Raw genomic sequence first — 23,762 nt, 5'->3', positions numbered from 1 at the left:
ACGCGGAGGCGACAGCCCGAGGGGGCGGGGAGCGCACCGAGCGGGTCGAGTACAGCCATGAGCCCGGCGACGCGACGAGCGGCGGCTGGCCCCACGGATGCCAAGCTCGCCGCGAGATCGGGACGAGGCGTGGCCGAGTGGTTCGAGATCCTCGACGCCGAAGATGCCACGCGTCTCTCGCACGCGCAGATCGTCGACCTGCTCGTCGAGGTCTACGAGGCGCCCGACTGGGGTGCCGAGTCGGTGGCCGTCCGGTATCAGCAGGCGCACGGCATCGCGCTGCCCGGTCAGCAGCCCGACGGGACCTTCGCGGTGGCGGCGAGCCGCAGCATCCGGGGTGCCCAGACCGACCTCCTCGACGGCGCGATCGCCGAGGCCGCGACGATCGGCGGTGCCGCGCCAGCCGAGGTGCATCGCCAACCCGAGCGCTCCGTCGCCGTGTGGCTGCTCGAGAGCGGCGACCGGCTCGAGGCTCGCGTGGGTACGTCTCGCGAGGGGCGGTGCGCGGTCACGATCGAAGAATCAAGGATCCGGCTGCCCGAACGCGTGCCCGAGCTTCGTCGTCGCCTCGAGCATGCCATCGAGCGCGTCGCCGCTCGGCCTTCCGCCTGAGAGGCGAACCGACGCGAATCGGCCATACCGACGCGAATCGGCCATATCGACGCGGCGAACCGCGTCGATATGGCCGATCCTTGTTACTTCGAGGCCGGTGCCTTCTTCGACGCCGTGAAGTGCGCCGCGATGCGGCTGCTCGACAGCGCGCGCGGGTAGAGCGACACGTCGTCGACGGTGCCGGTGAGGTACGGCTTCGCGATCGTCGATCGATCGCCGGCAACTCGCCAGTAGCCCCAGCGCGACGGAAGCGAGATGGCCGCCGTCCTCGAGGCGACGACCTTGCCGTCGACGAACAGCTGTGCCGACTTCGTCGTGGCCGTCAGCGCCAACTGGTGCCACTTGCCGTCGGCGATGCTTCTCTTGCCGAGCAGGTCGCCGGTGGTCGACGATCGAAGGTCGAAGCCCGGAAGGCCCTTCGAGCTCACGTAGAGCATCCGGTCGGTCGCTCCCGAGGTCCGGCCGATCGAGTCTCCGAAGACGACCACGGTGCCGCCCTTGCCCTTGGGTACCTTGACCCACGCTTCGATGGTCTGGGCTCCCGCTGTCGTGGTCGACGGCTCCGCGGTGCCGGCGTACGTCGACGTCGCGCCGGTGAACTGGGTCGCGGTGGTGCGGTCGGCACTGGAGCCCGCGGCCCGGGGGACGGGCTTTCCGAAGACGGTCAACGGAGCGAGTCCCGTCTCGTCGCGGACGGTGCTGCCGCTCGCCTGCCCGAACCGCCAGAACGATGTTGGCTTGTCGGCGAGGACCGACGCGGCGTACGCCGGTGGCGCAGTGGATGCGATGGTCACCGAGACGCGGTCGCCGAGGGCGGCGTTGCCGTACGGGTCGATGGCACGGATTCGGTACGAATAGGTGGCACCGGGGGTGAGTCCCGTGTCGGTGAACGACAACCGCGGTCGGTACCAGACGCTCGAGTCCGCTTTGACCTGGTAAAGGGGAGCGTCGTTGAGGCTGTCGCGGTAGAGCTGGTAGGTCAGCGTCGAGTTGTCGGGGTCGGCGTTCGACTTCCAGCTCACCGTGGCCGTTCCCGGAACCGTCGACGTGACGGTGGGCAAGAACCCGGCGCCGTTCGACACGGGGCCGGTCGACTGAGCTGCGGAGGCCGGTGCGGCGAACCGCGCGAGACCCTGCTGGGGGCGTCCGTTGACGGCCGTGAACTCTCCGCCGTACAGCACGTACTTCGACGTCGCGGCGACGCTCCAGGCCGCCTGCTGCTTGCCGGTGAAGGTTCCCGGGGTGAGCTCCGGGTACCAGTTGAGCAGGCTCGGCGAAGGGCGGCCGGTGAAAGCGGCGTTCGGCCCGGATCCTCGGTCATTGAGCTTCTGGGTGGCTGCGAGCGTGAACGCGAGAGCGCGGCGGTGGGTCACCGGCTTGGTCTCGCGGAATCCGCCCACGGAGTCGCAGTTGTGCGCATGCCCGGCGGTGTACACGACCGAGCCCGAGACGGCTGCGGAGTACACGTCTCCCCGGCAGGTCTCGAGCCATTGGACGGCCCCGGTCGACCAGTCGGCTCGGAACGCCCCCTCGAAGTTTCCGCTGGTGCCGAAGCGGAACGCGGTGCCGATGACACCGGTCGACGTGGCCGTCAGGCTCGTGATGGCCGAGTTCGCCCCGGCGTTGCGGACAACGCGGTCGACCGCCCAGCGCGTGGTCTTACCGGTGGTGCGGACGAGCGAGGCGAGGCCATAGCCGTAGGTCGACGAGCCGTTCACCGACGTGAAGGCTCCGCCGAGCACGACCCGTGTTCCGCGCGGCGCGATTGCGATCGACGTCACGTCGCCGCCCTTGAGCTTGGGGGCCCACGAGGTGAGAGCGCCCGTGCTCGACGACACGGCGGCGACCTTCACTCGAGACCGGCCGTCCATCGTCGTGAAGGCTCCGCCGGCATAGACCGTCGACCCGTAGACGCCGATGGCACTGACCTGCTTGTTCGCGGAAGCGCGGAACGACGACACGACGTTGCCCGAAGCGGGCGAGATCGCAGCGATCCGGTTCCTCGTCGTGCCGTTCACCGTCGTGAAGTCACCGCCGATGTAGAGACGCTTCTTATCGGCGGACGGCACGATCGTCTTGACCTGGCCGTTCAGCACGGGCGCGAACTTCGCGATCAGAGCGCCCGTCCGGATGTCATACGCCAGGATCGACGAGCGCTTGACCGTCGACCGGCCGGGCAGGGCGCCGTCGGGCCGCGCGGTCGAGAACTTGCCGCCAACGAAGACGGTGTTGCCGACGACGGTCTGGGTCCAGACGACGCCGTTGATCTGAGGCGTCGGAAGTGACACCGCCGAGACGGTGGCCGGAGTCTTCGGGTTGGTCGGGGCGGTGGGTGCGGAGTCCGCGAGCGCGGCATCGGCGGCGACCAGGCTTCCCGCGACGAGCGCGAGAACGGTTGCCGATGCGGCGGCGAGTCTCCTGTTTCGGGACAGGAACAAAGGGGTGCTTTCAGTGCGTGGTACTGGATCAGCGTCTCGGCACCAGTTCGCCTGGGGGAGGGCAAACCGGTCGGGTAGCGGTTGACGCGGAGGTGGCTCGGGTAGCCGTGTCGGGCCGTAGCAACGACACTCCCGAGATTACTTCGAATTGTCGAGAAACGCGATGGTCAGTTTCGGGGCCGGTCAGAAATCGGTGAGGTTGCCGCGCAGACCGGAGGTACCGAACGAGGAGCGCAGGATCCTGCGCTTCCGCAGCTCGGGCACAAGCCGGTCGAGCACGCGGTGCACCGTGACCGGGTGCAGGTCGCCGTTGAAGATGAAGCCGTCGTTGTCGGCGTCGTCGCCGAGCCGTTCGATGAAGTCGGCGACCTGCGGGGCCGTGCCGACGAACCCGGAGCCGTCGCTGATCCGGCCCTTGCGATATTTCGCCACGAAGAGCTCGCGCAACGGAGTGGCCGGGTCGGCGCCGCCCACGAGTCCGCCGATGCTGCCCGTCGACACGTGCTGACCGAAGACCGCCGGGTCGAGCGGCCTGTCGAGGTCGAGCCCCGTGAGGTCGGTCTCGGTGATGATCGACTGCCGTTCGATGACCTCGTGCAGATCGGCGTCGCTCGGGTGGGCCGAGGCGGCCACGATCCGGTTGACCTCCTCCTCGCTCGCGACGATTTCGGGGGTCAGAACGAAAAGGATCCGAATGTCGGTCGCCTTCCGCCCCTCGGCCTCGGCCGCTCGGTGGATCTTCTGCCGGTATGCCCGGACGGTCTCCACGTCGAGCTTCGCGAGTGCGAGCTGCACGTCGCTGTTGCGCCCGGCGAACTCCAGGCCGCGGCCCGAGCCGCCCGGGGAGACGATGACCGGGTCGCCGTCTCCGCCGCCGGCCGCCGGGTCAAACGGGGGAGCGTTGAGCGGGCCGTCGAGCGAGAAGTACTCGCCGCGGTGCTCGAACGCGTCGAGCTTCGAGCCGTCGGCGTAGCGCCAGGTGTCGGTGTCTTCGACGATCGCCCCGTCAGCCCAGCTGTGCCAGAGCTGGCGGACCACGTGCATCCACTCCTCGGCGCGGTCGTAGGACTGATCGTGCGCCAGCTCGGGGATTCCGAAGTGGCGGCTGCCCTTGACGTCGGTCACCACGTTGAGGCCGACGCGGTAGTCGCTGAGGTGCTGCAGAGTCGCGAACTGGCGCGCGGCGAGGTAGGGCGGGAAGACGCCGGCGTTGATCGTCGGGGCGACGCCGAGGTGCTCGGTCGCGGCGAAGAGGTACGGCGTGAGCTGGAGCGGGTCGAGCTTTGGAGCGCCGAGCGCGCCGCGCACGCGCAGGTCGAGCTGCTCGCGGGGGCCGGGGGAGAGGCTGTCTTCGATGATCAGCAGGTCGAGGCCGGCGCGCTCCAGTTCGCGAGCCGACTGCTGGTAGAGGTTGGGGCGATCCCAGCGGAGGTTCCAGTGCCAGTCGGGCCGGAGCCAGCCCTGCGGTCCGAAGCCTCGGCCGAAGAACCATCCGAAGTGCTGCATCCGTGCCATTGCTCCAGTGTGCCTGTGTCGCTGCCGAGGTGCGACGCACGCGTAGCGGGGCGCAACACTTCAGCGCACACCCAGGCGAGTGCCTAGGCTGAGGCGGTGACCGATCAGCCCACCGTCTACGTGATCCACGAGAACCCCGAGTGGTTCCCCCCGCTGCGCGCCGCATTCGAGGCCGAAGGCGTTCCCGTCGAGGAGCTCCTGCTCACCGATGGCGCCATCGACCTCACGGCCGAACCCGCCGAGGGCGTTTACTGGTCGCGCATGTCGGCGAGTGCCCACACGCGCGGCAATGAGTTCTCGAAGGAGTTCACGCGCGCGACCCTGTCGTGGCTCGAAGCCGCGGGTCGCCGCACGGTCGGTGGCCGCACGGTCATCGACCTGGAGGTCAGCAAGGTGCAGCAGCACGTTGCTCTGCAGGCGCTCGGCTTCGACGTGCCCCGCACGAAGGCCGTGTTCGGCACGACTGATCTGGTCGCGACCGCGGAGGCGTTCGGCGCTCCGTTCATCTCGAAGCACAACCAGGGCGGCAAGGGCCTCGGCGTCCGCCGCTGGGATTCCATCGACGAGTTCCGGGCCTGGGTCGATGGCCCGGACTTCGAATCGTCGCCGGATGGCATCACGCTCATCCAGGAGCTGCTCGTCGGCGCCGAGTCGTTCGTGACGCGGGCCGAGTTCGTTGGCGGAGAATTCGTGTATGCGGTGCGCGTCGATACGTCGGGCGGATCCTTCGAATTCTGCCCGGCCGACGCGTGCGCGCTTCCCGGCCAGGCCCCGCTCTTCGCCCTGCGCGAGCGGACGGCGAACGGCGATCCGATCGCCGAGCACCCTCTGATCAAGCGGCTTCCCGAGTTCTTGGCGGCTAACGAGATCGAGATCGCCGGCATCGAGTTCATCGAGACGACCGACGGCCGCACGGTCGTCTACGACGTCAACACCAACACGAACTACAACCCCGATGTCGAGGCCGCGGCTCCGAAGTCGGGGCCGCGCGAGATCGCGAAGTTCCTCGGGGGCCTGCTCGAAGCACGGTACCCGGAGTCGTCGAAGGTCGAGGCCCTTGCATGAGGTTCGGCTTCTGGACACCGATTTTCGGCGGCTGGCTCCGCAACATCGACGACGAGCAGATGCCCGTCACCTTCGACTACGTGAAGAAGGTCGTGCAGACGGCCGAGCGCGTTGGCTTCGACCTGACGCTGATCCCCGAGCTCAACCTCAACGACATCAAGGGCGTCGCGGCGCCCTCACTCGAGGCCTGGTCGCTCACGGCCGCGATCGCTGCGGTGACCGACAAGCTCGAGTTGATGGCGGCGGTTCGCCCCGGCTACCACCTGCCCGCCGTCACGGCCAAGCAGGCCGCGACGATCGACGAGGTCTCGGGCGGTCGCTTCACTCTCAACGTGGTCAGCGCCTGGTGGGAGGAGGAGTCGCGGCAGTACGGCGGCATCTTCTCGGAGCACGACGACCGGTACGCGCGCACCAGCGAGTTCGTCAGCATCCTCAAGGGGCTGTGGAACGAGACGCCGTACGACTTCCACGGCGACTACTACGACCTCACCCGCTCCCACCTCGAGCCGAAGCCGCGGGTGCAGCCGCGCATTTACGCCGGGGGCGAGAGCCCGGCCGGCAAAGCCACGATCGTCGGGTTCGCCGACGCCTATCTGACGCACGGTGGCACCGTCGACGAGCTCCGGGTCAAGATCGACGACATGCGTGTCAAGCGCGAGGCGGCGGGTGCCACGCCGTTCGAGGCGTTCGGCATGGCCGCCTACGCGATCGTGCGCGACACCGAGGCCGAGGCCGAGCAGGAGCTCGCCCGCATCACCGACGTGAGCTCGGGCGCCGCCTACGAGTCGTACCAGGACTTCATCAAGCAGTCGCATCTCGAGCACCAGCCCGACCTTCGCGACTATTCGGTGTCGAACCGGGGGCTCCGGCCCGGATTCGTCGGCACCCCGCGGCAGGTGGCCGACCGGATCCTCGAGTTCGAAGCGGTGGGCGTCGACACGCTGCTGCTCCAGTTCTCGCCGCAGGTCGAAGAGATGGAGCGGTTCGCCCGTGACGTCATTCCTCTCGTGCGGGCCGAATCGACGTCGGTACGAGAGGCCGTCGCACCCAGGTAGGTTGGTCGTATGACGTCTGTGGCGCCCTCGACCGTGGTGCACACCCGCGCCCCGGGCAAGATCAACGTCTTCCTGGCCGTCGGAGACCTGCAAGACGACGGCTACCACGAGCTGGCCACCGCCTACCAGGCTGTCTCGCTCTACGAAGACGTCCGGGCCCGAGACTCCGACGAGTTCACGGTGCGCTTCACCTCGACGACCGCGGGCATCGATCTCTCCGGCGTGCCCGTCGACGACACCAATTTGGCCATCCGTGCCGCGAAACTCCTCGCGAAGGCGGCCGGCTACCGCGGGGGAGTCGAACTCTCGATCGACAAGAACGTCCCCGTCGCCGGCGGAATGGGCGGCGGCTCGGCCGATGCTGCGGCGACTCTTCTCGCCTGCGACACCCTCTGGAACACGGGTCTTTCTCGCGACGAACTGCAGCGACTCGGGGCCCAGCTCGGCGCCGACGTGCCGTTCGCCCTCATGGGCGGCACGGCCATCGGCACCGGCCGCGGCGACGAGTTGAGCCCGGCGCTGGCCCAGGGCACCTTCCAGTGGGTGCTCGCCCTGGCCGACTTCGGCCTGTCGACCCCCGCCGTCTACAGCGAACTCGACCAGCACCGGCTGCGGCACCAGGCCGACATCAGCCCCGTCGTGCGCTCACCCCGCGTCGACTCCGCGGTCTTGCAGGCTCTTCGCGCAGGCGATCCCGCCCGCCTCGCCGACGTGATGTACAACGACCTGCAGGCCCCCGCGCTGCACCTCGAGCCGGGGCTCGCCGCGGTTCTCGAGCTGGGCGAGCAGAACGGCGCCCTCGCGGGCATGGTGTCAGGATCCGGCCCGACCGTCGCGTTCCTCGCGCCCGATCTCGATGCGGCGCTCGAACTGCAACTCGCCCTCGGCGCAGCGAAGCTCGAGGTCGTGCGGGCAACGGGTCCTGTTCACGGCGCCCGCCTCATCGCCGACTGACGCTGCATTCGGGCTGATCGAGAGCGACCTGCGCCGACTACCCGGTGCCGAATCCCCGGTGCCGACTTCGTTCTGCCAGAGAGGTATTAGCGCTCGTACCGGACGACGTTCACCCAGGTCAGGCTCCACTCCTGATCGACGTCGTACCCCTCGGCCTTGAGGGCCGAGGTCACGCTCGGGCGGAGGTCTTGCCTGTTGCTCGTGACGAGATAGACGTACCGATGCCCGTCGACGCGATCGATCGTCTCCGACAGCGGGTAGCGGGTCTCCCAGAGCGACCCGGTCTCGGCGGCGGGCGTCTTGAGCGTCACGTCGGTCATGCCCTCGAATGCGTCGGGGTACGAGTAGGCGATGTTGCGGGCCGATGCAGCCGGGTGCCGACGGATGGGGCCGTAGATGATCGCGTCGGTGGTTCCGCTCGGCTCGAGGGCGCGCTCCTTCGCGATGAGGGCGGCCACCTCCGACCACGACGAGCTGTCTTTGGCCTCGGTCTGACGCTGTTCGACGTAGCTCGGGGCCGTGAGGGCGATCGCGGCGATGAGGCCCGCACCGATCACAGCTCGGAACTTCAGCGACGTCAGGCCCGCCGCCATCAGCAGCGCGACAGCGGGGGCCGCAAAGGCGACATATCGCGGCGAGTAGAGGGGGCTGAGAACGGTCGAGGCGACGATCAGGCCGACGACGGGGACGAGGATCCACGGCACCGCGATCTGCACCACGTTGGGAGCGTCGTAACGCGATCGCCGCCGCACGACCGCGATGATGCCGACGGTGACGAGCGCCCAGCCGAACACCGCCATCGGGAGGTTCTGCATGAACCACGGCCAGGTGAAGAGACTGACGAGCGTGGAGAAGTCGGGCTTCGAGATCCAGCTGATCTGTTTCGACTGGCTGCTCGACAGGAGGGCCAGCGGTACCAGGCAGGCGCCCACGATCGCCGAGGAGACCAACCAGCCGCCGATGGGCGAACGCCAGGCCTGAGCCCGGCCGGCGCGGCGCCCGCGCAGGCTCCAGAGCGCGAGGGTGACGCCATGGGCCACGACGACGAGCACCGTGTAGAGGAAGACCGCGCCGGAGGCCAAGGCCACGACTCCGTAGAGGAGCCACCACCGAACGAAGCGGGAAGGATTCTTCAGGGTCTGCTTCGAGGCGTGCACGAACACGAGCGTGAGGGCGACTACAAGGGCCGTCGCCGTGGCGTACGAACGCCCCTCCGTCGCCATGAACGTGACCCGTGGCAGAACCACGAAGAGAAGGCCGGCGACGAGGGCCGTCCGCCGCGTGGTGAGCTCTCGGGCGAGGACGACGAGAAGACCGGCGGCCACGCCCACCGCGAGAGCGCTCGGCAGCCGCAGGGTGAAGGGCGTGTAGCCGACGAGGTCGAACCAGCCGTGCATGAGCGCGTAATACGTCGCGTGGACGGCATCGACGTTCTGCACCTCGGCGAAGAGCTGCTTCCACGAGCGGGTCGCCGAGACGACGGTGGCCGACTCGTCGAACCAGACCGAGGGCACCCACGCAAACGCCACGCTGACGAGAAAGCCCAAGAGACCCGCGATCGCGGGGTCGCCGCCCGGTTGTGCCCGCAGGCGTCGAAGCAGACCGATCGGGCCCGTCTGAGAGGGCCGTACAGTAGGAATCGCAGCAGTCGACGACGAGAGGAGGTTGGTCATGGTGGCGCTTCCTCCTCTGGTGGGTGACGGACAAAAAGGCTCGAGCGGGGGTGCTTTCCCCCGACACAGCGAAGAGGGCGCGAAAGCACCCGACTTCGCACGCTACCAACGCAGTATCCGATTGCCTGAGATAGGCCTGAGCGGTCAGTCTCGGTTGCATAACGCGAGAGTGCTCGTCATCGGAGCGGGTGGGCTCGGAAGCCCGATCATCCAGTATCTCGCGCAGAGCGGCATCGGCACCCTGGGAATCGTCGACGACGATGCTGTGGATCTCTCGAACCTGCAGAGGCAGGTGCTCTACCGCGCCGATCAGGTGGGGCTGCCGAAGGCGCGCGCAGCCGCCGACTGGGTGCGGCAGGCCAATGCCGAGGTGACCGTGCGCGTTCACGCGTTCCGTCTCGATGAGGCGACCGTTCGGATCCTCGACGACTACGACCTCGTCGTCGACGGAAGCGATTCATTCGACACGTGTTACCTGGTCGCTGATGCGGCGGCCGCCCGAGGGCTCGCCGTCGTCTGGGGCAGCGTTGCTCGCTTCGACGGCCAGGTCAGCGTCTTCTGGGATGCCGCTCCCGACGGCCTCGCCGTCGACTACCGTGACCTCCACCCGCAGGCCCCCGCCGACGGCTGGGACGAATCGTGCGCCGATGTCGGCGTGCTCGGACCCCTGTGCGGCCTCGTCGGCTCGGTCATGGCCACCGAGGCGATCAAGCTGCTGACCGGCGCTGGCGAGTCGCTGCTGGGCCGGGTCGTCACGATCGACGCGCTCGGCGGCGGCTGGCGCGAATCACGACTGCGGCGGTCGCCCGAACGGGCCGAAGAACGACGGCAGGATCCGGCGCACCGCCCGGTAGCCGCCGCCCGCCCGCCTGTCACCGTTCCGGCCCTGACCGCCGACGCCCTGGAGGGGCGCCTCGCCGCTCGCGCCGACGGTGGCGCTGACTTCGCGCTCGTCGATGTGCGCGAGCGGCAGGAGCACGACGTCGAGGCGATCCCCGGGTCGATCCTCGCTGCAGGATTCGGGTCGACCAGCTTCGACCACCCGCCGCTCGACCCGGCCGTGCCCATCGTCGTGTACTGCGCGCGCGAGCCGCGGTCACGACAGGCCGCCGAGCTGCTGGCGGCGGAGGGGTACGACGTCACCGTGCTCACCCGAGGCATGCTCGGCTGGAACCTGCGGCCGGGCGCGCTCGCCGCTGGTGCTGGTGCGACCGGACGGGTGCCGCTGCCGCTCGGCGACATCGACCCCGACGGCTTCCGGCCGAACCTGCACTCGTAGGCCGCTCCGCCCCGTCCCGCCGCCCGGCCCTGCTCCGCTCCGAATTTGAAGGAGAAACCTCGCGTCGACCCCCGCCGATCGTGATGTCTGCGCTCGGCCCGCCGCGTTTTTCCTTCAAATTTGCAGGAGGGCCACCGTGCCAGCCTCTGGTCTTCAGCCTCCGGCGAAGGGCGGCATGACATCCACGACCGCACCGGCCGGCACAACACGCGACCGATCCTGCGTCGAGACGCCATCGACGAGAAAGGCGCACCGGCCGAGCACTCGGGCGAGCTCGTCGGGATCCTTGCCACTGGCCGGAAGCACACCGTCGACGAGCTCGCCGATGGTCGGCTCGCCCGCCGACACGCAGGCGAGCTCGTCGAGGCCGGTGGCAGCCCGAGCGGCGGCGAAGAAGCGGAGGGTGACGGTGGTCGACATCGCTTCAGCCACCGATCGCGCTCATCGAACGGTCGGACTGCACGAACGAGGGGTCGTCGATGCCGTGGCCCTTCGGCTTGGCCCACATCGCGCCCCGCCAGAGGTCGGCGATGTCGTCGTCGGAGCCACCGGTGCGAAGGGAGGCTCGCAGGTCGGTCTCCTCGTGTGAAAACAGGCAGCTCATCACGCTGCCCTCGGCGGTGAGCCGGGTGCGACGGCAGTCTTCGCAGAACGCCTCGGTCACGCTGGCGATGATGCCGACGGTTCCGGTGAGCCCGGAGCCGTCGCGCGCCGTCGCGATGAAGCGTTCGGCGGGCGCCCCGTCGCGCGGCTCCCTGGCCACGGTGAGGGTGAACTCGGCGTCCACCAGCTGACGCATGTCGGCTGCTGTGACCATGCTGTCGCGACTCCAGGTGTGGTCGGCGTCGAGGGGCATCTGCTCGATGAACCGGAGTTCGTGGCCGCGCTCGAGAGCCCAGCGCAGCAGCCCGGGAGCCTCGTGGTCGTTGATGCCCGGCAACAGAACCGCGTTGATCTTGATGGGCCCGAGCCCGGCTGCGGCAGCCGCGTCGACTCCGGCGATCACCTGCCGCAGGAAGGGGCGCCGGGTCAGTGCGGCGAACGTCTCGGCGTGGAGGGAGTCGAGCGAGACGTTGATCCGGTCGAGCCCGGCGTCGGCGAGGCCCTGAGCCCGGGAGGCGAGGCCGATCGCGTTCGTCGTGAGCGAGATCTCGGGTCGAGGCTCGAGTGCAGCGCAGCGGCTGACGATGTCGATCAGGTCGGCGCGCAGCAGCGGTTCGCCCCCGGTGAAGCGCACCTGGCGCACTCCGAGGTCGCGAACGGCGATCCCCACGAGCCGCACGATCTCGTCGGCGGAGAGCGCCTGCTCGCGATCGAGCCAGGGCAGGCCTTCGGCGGGCATGCAGTAGGTGCAGCGGAGGTTGCAGCGGTCGGTCAACGACACCCGCAGGTCGGTCGCGACCCGGTTGAAACGGTCGAGGAGGCCGGGAACGCCCGCGGGGCGGGAGACGGCACCCGGGCGCGCAGGATCCTGCTGACCCGGCAGGGTGGGCATGCCCAGCGAAATGCTCATTCCTCGACCCTATGTCAGTGCGAGCTCTACGACGAGGCCACCCGTGGCCGGTGCCTGCGCCTTCACCGTGAATCCGTGCGCGTCGGCGATCGACCGGACGATCGACAACCCGAGGCCCGCGTGTGCACCGGCACTGTGCCGGTCGCCGTCGAGGCGGACGAACGGCTCGAACAGCCTCGAAATGGCATCCGGGTCGATGACGGCGCCCGTGTTGCCGATGCGGAGGCGGCGGGGGTCGAGGTCGACCTCGACGACTCCGGGCTTCGTGCTGTATTCGAGGGCGTTGTCGAGCAGATTGCCCACGAGCTGCCCGAGAAGCACCGCGTCTCCCGAGACCACCAAGGGGTCGACTCGCACCCGCAGCTCGGTGTGCTCCTGCGCGGCCCTGGCTCGGCGGACCTCCACCTGGTCGGTGACGACCGCGTCGAGATCGACCGCGTCGGTCCGCTCGAGACCGCGTTGACCGGTGGCTAGGGCGAGGAGCCCGGAGAGCAGTCGCTCCGTTCGACGGTTGGCAGCCAGCAGCTGTTCGGCGGTCGCGGCGACGTTCTCGGGCGCGGGGTCGGCGAGACCCACCTGAATGGCCGTTCGTTGGATCGCGAGGGGCGTGCGGAGCTCGTGCGACGCGTTCGCGACGAAGCGTCGCTGGCTGTCGAACGCGATCTCGAGTCGGGCGAGGAGGGCGTCGAACGTGTCGGCGAGTCGTTTCAGCTCGTCGTCGGGGCCCGCGTGGTCGAGGCGCTCGTGCAGGTCTTCGGCCGAGATGCGGCCCGCGGCCTCGGTGACCATCCGCACCGGACGCAGCATGCGGCCGGCGACGACCCAGCCGACGGCGGCTGCGAGCACGGTGGCGGCCAGGAGTCCGATGAGCGACCAGAGCAGGAGCTGCTGGCGCGCGATCTCGTCGACGCCCACTGTGGCCACGCCCGTGCCGGCTCCGGTCGAGGTGCCGGAGACATCGGCGGTGATCGAGGCGCCCGATCGGGCGCTGACGCCGAGGGCGGTCAACACGTTGATCCCGGCCAGGACGCCACCCGAGAGAACGAGGAACGCCACCGCGAAGACGAGGGCTGTCCGGCCCCGCAAACCGAGTCGGGACGGCGCCGACTCCTTCCTCACAGGCAGTACCCCCGCCCCTGGACGGTGGTGATCACCGCGGGTTCGCCCAGCTTGCCGCGGAGCTTGCTCAGGGCGACCCGGACTGCCCCGGTGAAGGGATCGACGTTGTGATCCCAGCACTTCTCCAAGAGCACCTCGGCGCTGACGACGGCTCCCTGCGCCTCGAGGAGCACCTGCAGCAGCATCAGCTCTTTCGGCGTCAGGTCGAGGGGTCGACCACCGCGCGTCGCCCGGTGCCGGGCGGGGTCGAGCACGATGTCTCCCGAGGTCAGCATCGTGGGCAACGCCGGTGCCGACCGTCGTGCCAGAGCCCGCACCCGGGCGACGAGTTCGGGAAACTCGAACGGCTTCGCCAGATAGTCGTCGGCCCCGAGGTCGAGACCGGCCACCCTGTCGGCGAGGGTTCCTGAAGCAGTGAGCATCAGGATCCTGGTGCTGTCGCCCCGTTCCGAGATCCGTCGCGCCACCTGATCGCCGTGCAGCCCGGGGAGGTCGCGGTCGAGCACGACCACGTCGTAGTCGTTCACTGTCAGCAGCTCGTCGGCCTCGTCGCCGCGATAGGCCACGTCGACGGCGACGTTCTCGGCCCGGAGCCCCCGAGCCACCAGATCGGCCAGCGTGACCTCGTCTTCGACGATGAGCAGTCGCATGGGTTCCTCTCTCCGGCGGACGCACGTCTCTCAGCACATTACGACGCTGCGTGTTTCGCAGACCTCTCCGGTCGGGAGACGCTGGCGAAACAGGCGCCCTGGTCTTCTGGTCTCGACGCGTCGACCGACGCGGCCCCGACACGAAAGGCCAGTGCATGCTCACGACCACCCCCTCGTCCGCTCCCCGACTCGAAGGGCGGGTGCTGTGATGCGGCGGCGCACACTCGTCATTACGGCAGCCGCGACCGCCCTCGTCGTCGGGGGCTCCTGCATCGGGGTCGTCGCGATGGCGACCGAGTCTCCGGCGTCAGCGGGTTCGGCGGGGTCGAGCGTTGCGACCGCTACCGCGCCGGTGCTGCGGGGCGACCTCGTCGACAGCACGCTGTATCCCGGAACGCTCGGCTACGGGTCGCCCGAGACGCTGGTCGCCGCGGCCTCCGGCACCATCACGTCGGTCGCCGCCTTCGGCTCGGTCGTGAAGCTCGGCGAGACCCTCTACACGGTCGATGAGCGCCCCGTCGTTGCTCTCCATGGGCGCCTGCCCGTCTACCGGGCCATGTCGTGGGGCATGACGGGCGGCGACGTGCAGCAGCTGAACGCCAGCCTCCGTGCGCTCGGAGACACCGCCGTTCCCGCCTCGAACGAGTTCACACGCGAGACGGCACGGGCTGTCAGCGCTTGGCAGCGGGCACACGGCTACGCCGCGACCGGCGTGATCGGGGCCGACCAGATCGCCTTCGTGCCGGGCGACGTGAAGATCGCCGGCGTCACCGCGCCCGCGGGGTCGAGCGCCTCCGGACCCATCCTCGAGTACACGTCGACCACGCGCGTCGTCACCAGCACGGTCACCGCGCGGCAGGCATCCGCCTTCGCGATCGGCAATCGCGTCGAGGTGGGTCTGCCCGACGGCACGAAGGTCGCGGCCAAGGTCTCGGCGCAGAGTTCGCGTTCCCAGCCGGAACCCTCGACGGGAGGGTCGTCGACCGACTCGACCGTCGACGTCACGATGAAGGTGGGCTCGGCTCTCGAGAACGCCGAGACGGGCGAGCAGGCCGTCGACGTGCTCGTGCCGGGCGCGGCGAAGAAGGACGTCCTGTCGGTGCCGGTCGCGGCCCTGGTCGTCGACCCGAAAGGCGGCTACGAGGTCGAGACCCGTTCTTCTGCCGGACGCACCCACCTTCGGGTGAAAGTCGGCCTGTTCGCGCAGGGCCGGGTCGAGGTCAGCGGAAAGGGGATCGTCGAGGGACTCGAGGTCGTGGTGCCCTCGTGAACGGCCCCGTCCTCGACCTCCGACAGATCTCGAAGTCGTACGGCGACACCCGGGTGCTCCACTCGATCGATCTCACGGTCGCCGCGGGGGAGATGCTCGCCATCGTCGGCCCGAGCGGCTCCGGCAAGTCGACGATGCTCAACATCATGGGCACGCTCGACCGTCCCACCTCCGGCAGCCTCTCGGTGGCCGGGCACAGCGTCGACCATCTCTCCGACGACGGGCTCGCCGAGCTCCGCGCCCTCCATATCGGCTTCGTCTTCCAGCACTTCCACCTCGCCGCCGGAGCCACGGCGGTGGAGAACGTCGCAGACGGCCTTCTCTACAGCGGCGTCGAGCGCGCCGAGCGTCGGCGCCGCGCTGCAGAAGCCCTCGAGCGCGTGGGCCTCTCGCACCGTCTCACGCACCGGCCGCCGATGCTCTCGGGCGGCGAGAAACAGCGGGTGGCGATCGCCCGAGCGATCGTCCGCAATCCGAGCGTGCTTCTGGCGGACGAACCGACCGGCGCCCTCGACAGCGCGTCGGGCGCGAACGTACTCGCCGTCCTCCGCGAGCTCAATGCCGACGGGACGACCGTGGTCGTGATCACGCATGATCGCGACCTCGCCGGAGCGCTCCCGCGGAGTGTTCGCATGCTCGACGGGCACCTCTCGCCCGCTCCGCTCGAGCCCACCGGACTCCCGCGATGACCGCGGCAAAAGTCAACCGGATCGCAACCGGCCCACGCACCGGCGTCCGCTTCGGCGACCTCCTCCGGTTGGGGCTGTTCGGTCTGCGCACCCGCCCCACGCGCGTCCTCCTGTCAGCGCTCGGCATCGCGATCGGCATCGCCGCGATGGTGGCCGTCGTCGGCCTGGGCTCGTCGAGCCGGGCGCAGCTCACGGGAGTCCTCGACCGCCTCGGGACGAACGTGCTCGCGGTCTTGCCCGGCAAATTGCTGACGGGCGACACGATCCCGCTGCCCGCAACGGCGGTCGGCCAGGTCGGACGGGTGCCCGGCGTCCTCGAGAGTGCGGGGACGGGTCTCGTCGTCGGCGCCCACGTCTATCGCACCGACAAGATCCCGACGCTCCAGACGAAGGGCCTCGACGTCCGCGCCGCCTTCGGTGACCTCCCGGGCGTGCTCCGGGCGAGGTTCGTCTCCGGGGGCTGGTTGCGAGAGCCGGGGCCGACCGAAGCGGCGACGGCAGGATCCTTCGGGTCGCCTTCCGAGGTCGTCCTCGGTCACGGCGCTGCCACGGCGCTCGGCATCGACCGCGTGACCGGAGCGGAACGCGTCTGGATCGGGGGCAGCTGGTGGAGCGTCGTCGGAATCCTCGAGCCGCTGACCCTGGCGCCGGATCTCGACTCCTCGGCCTTCGTCCCGGTCGCGGCGGCGACCTCGCGCCTCGGGTTCGACGGGGCTCCCACGCAGATCTCCGCCCGCGCCGACCCCGAGCGGCTCGACGGCGTCCGCACCCTCCTTCCGAGAGCCGCCAACCCCGCGGTCGAGGCCGGAGCCACGGTGTCGCGTCCCTCCGACGCTCTCGAGGCGCAGCGGGCATCCGAGGCGTCGTTCACAGGGCTGCTCCTCGGCCTCGGACTCGTCGCACTGCTCGTCGGCGGCATCGGCGTGGCGAACACCATGGTCATCACGGTGCTCGAGCGGCGTGCCGAGATCGGGGTGCGTCGTGCCCTCGGAGCCCGCCGACGAAACATCCGCGACCAGTTCTTGATCGAGTCGCTCCTCCTGGCCCTCCTCGGCGGGGCCTGCGGCGTCGTGCTCGGCGCGGTTGTGACCGTGATCTTCGCCGTCGCCCAGGGCTGGCCACCGACCGTTCCCGTCTGGGCCGTCGCCGGCGGTCTCGGCTCGACCGTGGTCATCGGCGGGCTGTCGGGAATCTACCCCGCGAGCCGAGCCGCCTCCGTTCCCCCGACCTCGGCTCTCGCCGCGGCCTGACCCACCCCACTACGAAAGGCAATCCCATGTCATCGACCATCCGCCCGAAAGTCATCGCGCTCGCTCTCGGAGCCGCCCTCGTCGCGAGCCTCGTCGGCTGCTCGTCGCCGGCGTCCGACTCTCCGACACCGTCCGCCGACGGAGCCGCGGCCAAATGGGGCTCCTGTATGCGTGATGCCGGGATCTCGATCGAAGACCCCACCGACGCCCAGTTGGCGAGCGGCGGGCTCCGGATTCCCGAGGGCATCGACGAAGACGCCTTCCAGAAGGCCTCCGCCGGCTGCGGCGGACCCAAGGGCGCGAGCACCGCGCAGAAAGACACCTGGACCAAGCAGACGCAGGGCTACATCGCCTGCATGGCGGAGGCCGGCATCACCGGGTTCGACGAAAGCCAGGCGGCGCGGGGCACCATCTCGTGGGAGGGGATCGACCAAGAGACGCCGGCCTTCAAGGCGGCCGACCCGGCGTGCAAGAAGAAACACCTGAGCGACTGGGGCGGCCTCTAAGCCCCCGGAAGAACAAACGCCCGGGAGACCGCAACGCGAGTTGTTCGCTGCGGGACCCCGGGCGTTTCACCGATCCGGTGTGCTGATGCCAGGCTGCGGGTCTCTCGCCTGGCAGAGAGCGAGCGCCGTTGTAGGGACGGCGCTGCAAGAGGATTCGCAGTCCTCGCCGCATCGGTTTGGGTTTTGGTGAGAATTTATTTCGAGAGTGTCAGCGCGACGGCGTCTCGACGAGCACGGTGGTGGCTTTGACCACGGCGATCGCGACGGAACCGAGTTCGAGACCCAGCTCGCGAACCGCCTCGGAGCTCATCAGCGAGACGACGCGGAACGGCCCGCACTGCAGCTCGACCTGCGCCATGACCGTGTCGAGCTTGATGTCGGTGACGAGCCCCATGAACCGGTTGCGCGCCGACCGGCCGACGCCCGACGGATCGTCCGGCAGAAGGGCGTTCTTCTTCGCCAACTGGGCCAGGGCGAGGCCGTCGACCACGGTGCGGCCCGACTCGTTCTTCGATGCCTCGAGAGTGCCGTTGTCGATCCACCGCCGCAGGGTGTCGTCCGAGACGCCGAGGTAGCGAGAGGCTTCGCTGATTCTGAGCTGGGGCATGAGCGGAGCCTACGGGGTGTTCTCTGCGGGCGTGTGGCCGATCGCGGCGAGCGGCGGGCGGCGCGTCACGAGGCGCCATTCACTCGCGGCGCGGTCGCGGATCCTGCCCCGCCAGCCCGGCCCGGATCGCCGGATGCTGACCACGATGATGAGCACGAGGGCGACGCCGAGGGTCGAGGCGCGCACGTAGTTGTAGGGCCAGAACTGCCGGATCGAGATGGCCAGCGCCAGCGCCAGCCACTCGATGCGTCCGGTCATGGCGACGAACGGGATCAGCAGCAAGGCGTACCAGGGGTAGCGGGGGCTCAGTACGAAGAGGAACGCCCCGATCATCACCAGCTGCCCGAGCCAGACGGTGTCGACGTCGGAGGTCCGCCACACGATGACGGCGACCGCCGCGAGAATGAGGAGCGCCAGAACGGTCGTCGCCGTGCCGTGAACCAGGAGATAGACGAGTGCGAACCGCGAGCCGTCGTTGACCCCCTCCTCCTGCAGGTAGCCGGGCAGATAGCCGAGCACCTTCGGCCCGGTCGAGATGATGTAGGGCACGTACAGGAGCACGAACGCCGCGATCGAACCGGCGATCACCGGCAGGGGTTTGCGGCGGAGAAGGGCCGGAGCCGCGACGACGGGGATCAGCTTGACGGCGATGGCCGCTCCGAGCGCCGCCCCGCCACCCCATCGCCGGAGCCGGGAGACGCTCTCGGTCGCCACCAGTGCCGTCGCGAGCAGACCGAACCCCGCGGCGAGCAGGTCGACGTGCGAGTTCGTGACGGCTTCGGAGGCGACGAGCGGGCACCACCCCCAGAGCGCGGCCCAGCGCGGATCGAGTCCGCGGCGTCGCAGCAGCACGAGGAGCCCCGCGGTAATCGCCAGGCTGATGAGCAGCCCCGATGCCTGCAGTGGCCAATACTCGGCCTCGACCGGCACGACCGCGCGCACGGCGGCGAAGTAGAGCTCGGCCGCCGCCGGGTAGATGGTGAAGACCCGGGGTCGGTTGATCGCCGTGCACAGGAGGTCTCCTGACCCCTTCTCGTGCGTGGTCATGATGCGGGTGCCAATGCACTGCTGGGTGCCGTCGGACGCGGTCGTCGGCGTCGGGAACAGCCATTCCGGCTTCAGCCGGGCCGTCGCAGCCGAGTTGGGCGCATGGGCGTAGGGCGAGACGCCGGCGTTCTGCACGATGCCATCCCACGCGTATCGGGCCGAGTCGGTGCTCGTGTTCGGTGGCCCCGCGATGGCGGCGCCGCCGATGAGCGCCGAACCGATGAGCACGACGACCGTGGCGGATCGCGCGGGCACCCGTCGCAGAAGCACGACCGCGCCGACGAACAGCAACCAGCAGACGATGGTCCAGATCTGAAACGAATGCCCCACTCCCGGCTTGTAGAAGCCGAGCGTCACGACGCCCCAGGCGATGGTCGCGGCGACGACGGCCGAGCCGAGCAGGGCGAGAAAGGTGCGCACGCTTCTACTCTGCCCGAACCGAAGGGCGTTCCGGTCCGAACCCCTTACGCGACTGTGACATCTCGAGCCGATCCGCTTGAAACGGGCCGCCGCTCCTCCCGATCATGGTGAGATTCAGTATGCGAGAACTGCTCTACGGGCTCCGACGGTCGATGACTTCGCCGAACCGCAACGCGCGGACGGCAGTGGTGATGGGCCGGCTCCTCGGTCTGGCCTTCGTCATCTGCCTCGGCACCGGCCTCTACAGCCACTTCCTCCAAGAGCCCGCGGCCTGGATGTCGTTCCCGACGAGGCCCGTGTCGCTCTACCGCTGGACTCAGGGCATCCACATCACCGCCGGCATCGCCTGCTTCCCGCTGCTGTTCGGCAAGCTCTACGCGGTGTTCCCGCAGCTGTTCAAGTACCCGCCGATCTCGTCTCCCGTGCAGATCCTCGAGCGCGCCTCGATCGCGCTCTTCGTCGCGGCGTCGCTCGTCCAGATCTTCACCGGCCTGCTGAACACCTTCCAGTACTACCCGTGGCCGTTCCCCTTCAAGCAGGTTCACTACGCGCTCTCGTACGTGATCATCGGTTCGCTGGCGGTGCACATCGGCGTCAAACTGCCGATCATCGCTCGCTACTGGCGGGGGCGCGACAGCTACGACGCCGAGGGCCGCTTCCTCGTCGACGAGAGCGTCGGAGTCGACGAGGTCCCGCCCACGACCCAGCGGGTGGCGCGCGAGAAGCTCGCGACGATGGGCGTCGACCCCGACGACCTCAAGGATCCGCGGATCGTCCTGCCCGAAGACGTCACCCGCGAGGTCGTCGCCGCTCGCGCCCCGTCCGGTCTCATCGGCCGCGTCTTCGAGTGGATCGACCGCACTCCCACCATCGACCCGAAGACCTCTCGCCGTGCGTTCTTCGGTGCCGTCGGCGTCACCACGGCCGGCCTCGTCGCTCTGACGGCGGGCCAGTCGGCCACCCCGCTCTCACCGATCAACGCCTTCGCGCCGCGCAAGAACGGCCTCGGCCCGAACGATCTGCCGATCAACCGCACCGCGGCGGCCGCCCAGGTGCTCGAGACCGCCACCGACCCGGGGTGGGAGCTCACGGTGGTTCGCGGATCCTCGTCTCGCACGTTCTCGCTCGCCGACCTCCAGGCGCTGCCCCAGCACGACGCCGCGCTGCCGATCTCCTGCGTCGAGGGCTGGAGCCAGATGGCCGACTGGAGAGGCCCGCGACTGCGCGACATCGTCGCGCTGGTCGGCGCGAGCGACTCCGACAGCCTGCGCATCACCAGCCTTGAGAAGAAGGGCGGCTACCGGGTGACCCTCATGGGAGCCGAATACGTGCGCGACGAGAACACCCTGGTCGCCCTCCACCTCAACGGCGCCCGGCTCGACATCGAGCACGGGTATCCGGCGCGCATGATCGCTCCGGGCCGCCCCGGTGTGCTTCAAACCAAATGGTTGAGCCGACTGGAGGTGCTGTCGTGAAGATCGCTCGCGGAATCCTTCTCGGCCTGGGAGCGGCGGCGATCCTGTTCGGCGCCTACGTCATGGTCGATACCGTCAAGCCCAAAAACATCTGGGGTCTGGTCACCTGGCTGATCGGCGCCGTGATCATCCACGACGGCATCATCTCGCCGGCTGTCGTCGCCATCAGCCTCGCGATGCGCAAACGCGGTCGCAGGGTCCGGCCCGCCGTCATCGGCATCATCCAGGGCGCCATCGTCGTCGGCTCGATCTTCACCCTCGTCGTCGTGCCCGAGATCATCCGCAAGGCCAAGGGCCCGAAGAACGTAACGGTGCTGCCGTTCGACTATGCCAACCGGCTGGCGATCCTGTGGGCGGTTATCGCCGTGCTGGCTGCGCTCGCCATCGTGGTGTACCTGCGGGTGGTGCGTCGGCGGGCCGAGCGGGATCGGATCGTTCGGTCGTAGAGGGTTGGCCTGGTGGGGGCTCGCCGCTTTCGAGTAGGTGGGCGGGTGTTATTGAGAGTGGGCGGGTGCTGGAGCACCCGCCCACTGCTCATAACACCCGCCGACTCCGGCTCGCGTGAGGCAATGCAGCTGAGAACGCCTCCACACCCCAGGAGCACCAGCGCCTACGCGCGAACCAGCCGGGCGAACACGCGCCCGTCGATGCGCCACTCCTGGTCGACCCGCAGGCCGGCCGAGGCAGCATGGCGCGCCATGGCGTCGGCGCCGACCTCGGCCCAGGGGAAGTCCGAGGAGGCGCGACCGTGATCGTCGACGACGTGCGCCGAGAAGACGGAGTCGGCCTCGTCCCGCGGGGAGGCCTCGACGATGACGGCGCCGGTCGCAGACAGCAACTCGCGGCAGCGGTTCAGCAAGCGCACGGGGTCGCCGCCGATTCCGATGTTGCCATCCAGCAGGAGGGCCGTACCCCAGTGACGTTCGCGGGGCAGGCGCTCGAAGACCGTTCGGCGCAGCACGGGGAGACCGGCGTTCCTGGCGACCGCGACGGCGGCCGAAGAGACGTCGATGCCGAGAGCGACGAGACCCAGCGCGATTCCGGCCTCGACCATGCGACCCGGCCCGCAGCCGATGTCGAGCACGGGGCCACGCTCGGCCGCGAGCAGGGCACGGTCGACATCGTCGGCGGCTGCCATCCAGCGGCCGAGGTCGTAGTCGCCCGAGCTCGGTTCGGTGGATCCTTCGCCGTGGGATCCTGAAGTCTCGCCGCCCGCATCGGAACGGACGAGAGTCAGGCGCCCTTCGCGGCGCAGCGCGTGCGCGTACGGCTCGGCGCCGCCGGCACCGAAGGTGGCCTCGCGGCCCAGTTCGGCGATGGTCATTCGGTGCTCCCGAGCGCGTCGTTTAGCACGGCGGCGAATCGGCCGTCGGGAGCGGCTGCGGCAGCGGCGATCGCATCGTCGATGTGGTCGACGTCGGTCAGGGTGCGGAGTCTGCTCACTCGGAGTCCGGCGTCGGCGAGGCGGGCCAGCTGGTGAGCCCCGGTGTCGTCTCGCGACATGGGCACGCCGCGCACGAGTGAGCCGTCGGGGTCGCGCAGGCCGAGGGCCCAGAACCCGCCATCCGTCGAGGCGCCGTACCAGGCGTCGATGTCGTCCGGCCACTCACCGTCGAAGGCGGGGGCGAGGTCGTCGCGGACCAGCTGAGGGGTGTCCATGCCGATGAGCACGGTCGGCCCGGTGACCAGTTCGAAGAGCGCAGCGATCCGCTCGTCGAGGGGGCCGGTCGTCTGAGGGATCACATCGAACTGTTCGGAGCCGACCGGCGGTCGGTTGCCATCGAACAGCAGGATCCGACGGCTCGCCGGCAGCGAATCGGTAGCGAGCAGGGTGTCACCGAGGCTGGCAGCGGCCACCTCCGCTGCCTGCTCGAGTGTCAGCGGCGGGTGCAGCCTCGTCTTGACCTTGCCGGGAAGACACTCCTTTGCGATCACCACCAGGGTCGTCATGCTCGTGCCTCGCGGAGGAGTCTCGACATGTCTTTGATTGCGCGAATCGTTCCGCGCACCGTTCCGGTGACTTTGCTGCGCCCAACCCGGGGGGAGTAGTCGATGTCGAGTTCGCGGATGCGCCAGCCCGCCTCGGAGGCACGGAGCACCATTTCAAGCGGGTAGCCGCTTCGGCGATCCTGGAGGTCGAGGGCCAGAAGCCCCTCTCGGGAGGCGACTCGGAGGGGACCGAGGTCGTGGAGGGCCACACCGGAGGCCCTGCGCATCAGGCGGGCGAGAACGAGATTGGCGAACCGCGCGTGGAGAGGCCAGGCACCGCGGGTGGTCGGGCGGCGGCGGCCGAGCGTCAGTTCGAATTCTCCGGCCAGCACGGGGGCGGCGAGCCGAGGGAGATCGCCCGGATCCATCGAGCCGTCGGCATCGCAGAAAGCGACGAGTGGTGCCGTTGCCGCGAGGAGGCCGGCGTGGGCCGCCGACCCGAAGCCGCGCCGGGGTTCGGTCACGACGAGTGCCCCATGGGCTTGGGCTACGTCGGCTGAACCGTCGGTCGAGCCGTTGTCGACGACGATCGCGCGGTAGCCCTCGGGCAGCCGGGAGAGGACGCCGGGAAGGGCGGCAGCTTCGTCGAGGCAGGGCAAGACGACGTCGACGGTAGAAAACGGCATTCCCTGAGAG

23 protein-coding genes are annotated in these 23,762 nt (G+C 69.4%); 11 read left to right on the top strand and 12 right to left on the bottom strand.

Translation table 11 applies throughout. The features are described 5' to 3' along the window. The first annotated feature begins 57 nt into the window (after positions 1-57). A complete protein-coding gene (locus EDF39_RS11065; protein ID WP_123943058.1) occupies positions 58-612 on the top strand; it encodes a hypothetical protein in 555 nt (184 codons plus the stop codon). An 83-nt stretch (positions 613-695) separates the two neighbouring features. Here EDF39_RS11065 and EDF39_RS11060 read toward each other — a convergent pair whose 3' ends face one another. Both EDF39_RS11060 and EDF39_RS11055 read right to left on the bottom strand, forming a co-directional pair. Beyond that, complete coding sequence (locus tag EDF39_RS11060) at positions 696-3,050, bottom strand: LamG-like jellyroll fold domain-containing protein (protein ID WP_123943056.1); 2,355 nt, start codon at positions 3,048-3,050, stop codon at positions 696-698. A 183-nt stretch (positions 3,051-3,233) separates the two neighbouring features. After that, positions 3,234-4,565 carry an LLM class flavin-dependent oxidoreductase gene (locus EDF39_RS11055; RefSeq protein ID WP_123943054.1) on the bottom strand — a complete coding sequence of 444 codons (1,332 nt, stop codon included), beginning with the start codon at positions 4,563-4,565 and terminating at the stop codon, positions 3,234-3,236. Between the two features lie 96 nt (positions 4,566-4,661). On the opposite strand from EDF39_RS11055, the gene EDF39_RS11050 reads away from it, so the two are divergent. From EDF39_RS11050 to EDF39_RS11040, 3 genes are read left to right on the top strand one after another with little or no spacing between them, the layout of a single operon-like run. Continuing rightward, positions 4,662-5,630 (top strand): RimK family alpha-L-glutamate ligase, encoded by a 969-nt coding sequence (locus tag EDF39_RS11050; protein WP_055963416.1) that lies wholly within the window; start codon positions 4,662-4,664, stop codon positions 5,628-5,630. After that, positions 5,627-6,685, top strand: coding sequence for an LLM class flavin-dependent oxidoreductase (locus tag EDF39_RS11045; RefSeq protein WP_123943052.1), 1,059 nt, complete (start codon positions 5,627-5,629; stop codon positions 6,683-6,685). Before EDF39_RS11050 ends, EDF39_RS11045 begins: the two co-directional genes overlap by 4 nt. Before the next feature lie 9 nt (positions 6,686-6,694). Next, positions 6,695-7,639: a 4-(cytidine 5'-diphospho)-2-C-methyl-D-erythritol kinase gene (locus EDF39_RS11040; RefSeq protein ID WP_123943050.1), complete on the top strand. Its 945-nt coding sequence runs from the start codon at positions 6,695-6,697 to the stop codon at positions 7,637-7,639. 86 nt (positions 7,640-7,725) lie between these two features. Here the strand turns inward: EDF39_RS11040 and EDF39_RS11035 are convergent, their stop codons facing one another. Continuing rightward, a complete protein-coding gene (locus tag EDF39_RS11035; protein ID WP_123943048.1) occupies positions 7,726-9,312 on the bottom strand; it encodes a glycosyltransferase family 39 protein in 1,587 nt (528 codons plus the stop codon). Here EDF39_RS11035 and EDF39_RS11030 point away from each other — a divergent pair. Next, positions 9,311-10,591, top strand: a complete 1,281-nt coding sequence (locus EDF39_RS11030; protein WP_123943046.1) for a ThiF family adenylyltransferase — start codon at positions 9,311-9,313, stop codon at positions 10,589-10,591. The genes EDF39_RS11035 and EDF39_RS11030 overlap by 2 nt on opposite strands. 153 nt (positions 10,592-10,744) lie before the next feature. Here the strand turns inward: EDF39_RS11030 and EDF39_RS11025 are convergent, their stop codons facing one another. Genes EDF39_RS11025 through EDF39_RS11010 form a run of 4 tightly spaced genes read right to left on the bottom strand, consistent with a single transcriptional unit; the run spans position 10,745 to position 13,873 of the window. Continuing rightward, the gene (locus tag EDF39_RS11025) at positions 10,745-11,011 is read right to left on the bottom strand and encodes a MoaD/ThiS family protein (RefSeq protein WP_123943044.1); all 267 of its coding nucleotides are present in this window, start codon (positions 11,009-11,011) and stop codon (positions 10,745-10,747) included. A gap of 4 nt (positions 11,012-11,015) precedes the next feature. Further along, entirely contained in the window at positions 11,016-12,104 is a 1,089-nt protein-coding gene (gene moaA, locus EDF39_RS11020) for a GTP 3',8-cyclase MoaA (RefSeq protein WP_123943042.1), read from the bottom strand. Positions 12,105-12,113: 9 nt separating this feature from the next. Further along, positions 12,114-13,190 carry a HAMP domain-containing sensor histidine kinase gene (locus EDF39_RS11015; RefSeq protein WP_123943467.1) on the bottom strand — a complete coding sequence of 359 codons (1,077 nt, stop codon included), beginning with the start codon at positions 13,188-13,190 and terminating at the stop codon, positions 12,114-12,116. Between the two features lie 29 nt (positions 13,191-13,219). Then, on the bottom strand, positions 13,220-13,873 hold the full coding sequence (locus EDF39_RS11010; protein WP_123943040.1) for a response regulator transcription factor: 654 nt from the start codon (positions 13,871-13,873) through the stop codon (positions 13,220-13,222). 208 nt (positions 13,874-14,081) lie between these two features. Between EDF39_RS11010 and EDF39_RS11005 the strand changes: the two genes are divergently transcribed. Genes EDF39_RS11005 through EDF39_RS10990 form a run of 4 tightly spaced genes read left to right on the top strand, consistent with a single transcriptional unit; the run spans position 14,082 to position 17,588 of the window. Beyond that, the gene (locus EDF39_RS11005; RefSeq protein WP_158613218.1) at positions 14,082-15,143 is read left to right on the top strand and encodes a peptidoglycan-binding domain-containing protein; all 1,062 of its coding nucleotides are present in this window, start codon (positions 14,082-14,084) and stop codon (positions 15,141-15,143) included. Beyond that, positions 15,140-15,832, top strand: coding sequence for an ABC transporter ATP-binding protein (locus tag EDF39_RS11000; RefSeq protein ID WP_233573065.1), 693 nt, complete (start codon positions 15,140-15,142; stop codon positions 15,830-15,832). The genes EDF39_RS11005 and EDF39_RS11000 overlap by 4 nt, the downstream gene beginning before the upstream one ends. Continuing rightward, entirely contained in the window at positions 15,829-17,082 is a 1,254-nt protein-coding gene (locus EDF39_RS10995) for an ABC transporter permease (RefSeq protein ID WP_123943036.1), read from the top strand. The genes EDF39_RS11000 and EDF39_RS10995 overlap by 4 nt, the downstream gene beginning before the upstream one ends. A 26-nt stretch (positions 17,083-17,108) precedes the next feature. Continuing rightward, a complete protein-coding gene (locus EDF39_RS10990) occupies positions 17,109-17,588 on the top strand; it encodes a hypothetical protein (RefSeq protein ID WP_123943034.1) in 480 nt (159 codons plus the stop codon). A gap of 208 nt (positions 17,589-17,796) precedes the next feature. On the opposite strand, the gene EDF39_RS10985 is transcribed toward EDF39_RS10990, so the two are convergent. Next, entirely contained in the window at positions 17,797-18,195 is a 399-nt protein-coding gene (locus EDF39_RS10985; RefSeq protein WP_055963385.1) for a molybdopterin-binding protein, read from the bottom strand. A gap of 9 nt (positions 18,196-18,204) precedes the next feature. Beyond that, positions 18,205-19,662, bottom strand: coding sequence for a glycosyltransferase 87 family protein (locus tag EDF39_RS10980; RefSeq protein WP_123943032.1), 1,458 nt, complete (start codon positions 19,660-19,662; stop codon positions 18,205-18,207). Between the two features lie 119 nt (positions 19,663-19,781). Here EDF39_RS10980 and EDF39_RS10975 point away from each other — a divergent pair, with 119 nt between their 5' ends. Beyond that, complete coding sequence (locus EDF39_RS10975; protein ID WP_123943030.1) at positions 19,782-21,137, top strand: molybdopterin-dependent oxidoreductase; 1,356 nt, start codon at positions 19,782-19,784, stop codon at positions 21,135-21,137. Beyond that, the gene (locus tag EDF39_RS10970) at positions 21,134-21,583 is read left to right on the top strand and encodes a hypothetical protein (RefSeq protein WP_123943028.1); all 450 of its coding nucleotides are present in this window, start codon (positions 21,134-21,136) and stop codon (positions 21,581-21,583) included. Before EDF39_RS10975 ends, EDF39_RS10970 begins: the two co-directional genes overlap by 4 nt. Before the next feature lie 164 nt (positions 21,584-21,747). Here EDF39_RS10970 and EDF39_RS10965 read toward each other — a convergent pair whose 3' ends face one another. From EDF39_RS10965 to EDF39_RS10955, 3 genes are read right to left on the bottom strand one after another with little or no spacing between them, the layout of a single operon-like run. Next, positions 21,748-22,461: a class I SAM-dependent methyltransferase gene (locus tag EDF39_RS10965; RefSeq protein WP_123943026.1), complete on the bottom strand. Its 714-nt coding sequence runs from the start codon at positions 22,459-22,461 to the stop codon at positions 21,748-21,750. Next, the gene (locus EDF39_RS10960) at positions 22,458-23,087 is read right to left on the bottom strand and encodes a DUF2064 domain-containing protein (protein WP_123943024.1); all 630 of its coding nucleotides are present in this window, start codon (positions 23,085-23,087) and stop codon (positions 22,458-22,460) included. Before EDF39_RS10960 ends, EDF39_RS10965 begins: the two co-directional genes overlap by 4 nt. Further along, a complete protein-coding gene (locus tag EDF39_RS10955) occupies positions 23,084-23,752 on the bottom strand; it encodes a glycosyltransferase family 2 protein (protein WP_123943022.1) in 669 nt (222 codons plus the stop codon). The genes EDF39_RS10960 and EDF39_RS10955 overlap by 4 nt, the downstream gene beginning before the upstream one ends. Positions 23,753-23,762: the final 10 nt, after the last annotated feature.

It is taken from the genome of Frondihabitans sp. PhB161, from assembly GCF_003814635.1.
GTDB lineage: Bacteria > Actinomycetota > Actinomycetes > Actinomycetales > Microbacteriaceae > Frondihabitans.
Note: the sequence above shows the minus strand (reverse complement) of the source record. Positions and strands in the feature narration are given on the sequence as shown.

What these genes read in the sequence shown, in the direction of transcription:
- EDF39_RS11065 (WP_123943058.1), top strand. Translation starts at nt 58, where the DNA reads ATGAGCCCGGCGACGCGACGAGCGGCGGCTGGCCCCACGGATGCCAAG.
- EDF39_RS11055 (WP_123943054.1), bottom strand. Translation starts at nt 4,565, where the DNA reads ATGGCACGGATGCAGCACTTCGGATGGTTCTTCGGCCGAGGCTTCGGA.
- EDF39_RS11045 (WP_123943052.1), top strand. Translation starts at nt 5,627, where the DNA reads ATGAGGTTCGGCTTCTGGACACCGATTTTCGGCGGCTGGCTCCGCAAC.
- EDF39_RS11040 (WP_123943050.1), top strand. Translation starts at nt 6,695, where the DNA reads ATGACGTCTGTGGCGCCCTCGACCGTGGTGCACACCCGCGCCCCGGGC.
- EDF39_RS11030 (WP_123943046.1), top strand. Translation starts at nt 9,311, where the DNA reads ATGGTGGCGCTTCCTCCTCTGGTGGGTGACGGACAAAAAGGCTCGAGC.
- EDF39_RS11035 (WP_123943048.1), bottom strand. Translation starts at nt 9,312, where the DNA reads ATGACCAACCTCCTCTCGTCGTCGACTGCTGCGATTCCTACTGTACGG.
- EDF39_RS11025 (WP_123943044.1), bottom strand. Translation starts at nt 11,011, where the DNA reads ATGTCGACCACCGTCACCCTCCGCTTCTTCGCCGCCGCTCGGGCTGCC.
- moaA (WP_123943042.1), bottom strand. Translation starts at nt 12,104, where the DNA reads ATGAGCATTTCGCTGGGCATGCCCACCCTGCCGGGTCAGCAGGATCCT.
- EDF39_RS11010 (WP_123943040.1), bottom strand. Translation starts at nt 13,873, where the DNA reads ATGCGACTGCTCATCGTCGAAGACGAGGTCACGCTGGCCGATCTGGTG.
- EDF39_RS11005 (WP_158613218.1), top strand. Translation starts at nt 14,082, where the DNA reads ATGCGGCGGCGCACACTCGTCATTACGGCAGCCGCGACCGCCCTCGTC.
- EDF39_RS10995 (WP_123943036.1), top strand. Translation starts at nt 15,829, where the DNA reads ATGACCGCGGCAAAAGTCAACCGGATCGCAACCGGCCCACGCACCGGC.
- EDF39_RS10990 (WP_123943034.1), top strand. Translation starts at nt 17,109, where the DNA reads ATGTCATCGACCATCCGCCCGAAAGTCATCGCGCTCGCTCTCGGAGCC.
- EDF39_RS10985 (WP_055963385.1), bottom strand. Translation starts at nt 18,195, where the DNA reads ATGCCCCAGCTCAGAATCAGCGAAGCCTCTCGCTACCTCGGCGTCTCG.
- EDF39_RS10975 (WP_123943030.1), top strand. Translation starts at nt 19,782, where the DNA reads ATGCGAGAACTGCTCTACGGGCTCCGACGGTCGATGACTTCGCCGAAC.
- EDF39_RS10965 (WP_123943026.1), bottom strand. Translation starts at nt 22,461, where the DNA reads ATGACCATCGCCGAACTGGGCCGCGAGGCCACCTTCGGTGCCGGCGGC.
- EDF39_RS10960 (WP_123943024.1), bottom strand. Translation starts at nt 23,087, where the DNA reads ATGACGACCCTGGTGGTGATCGCAAAGGAGTGTCTTCCCGGCAAGGTC.
- EDF39_RS10955 (WP_123943022.1), bottom strand. Translation starts at nt 23,752, where the DNA reads ATGCCGTTTTCTACCGTCGACGTCGTCTTGCCCTGCCTCGACGAAGCT.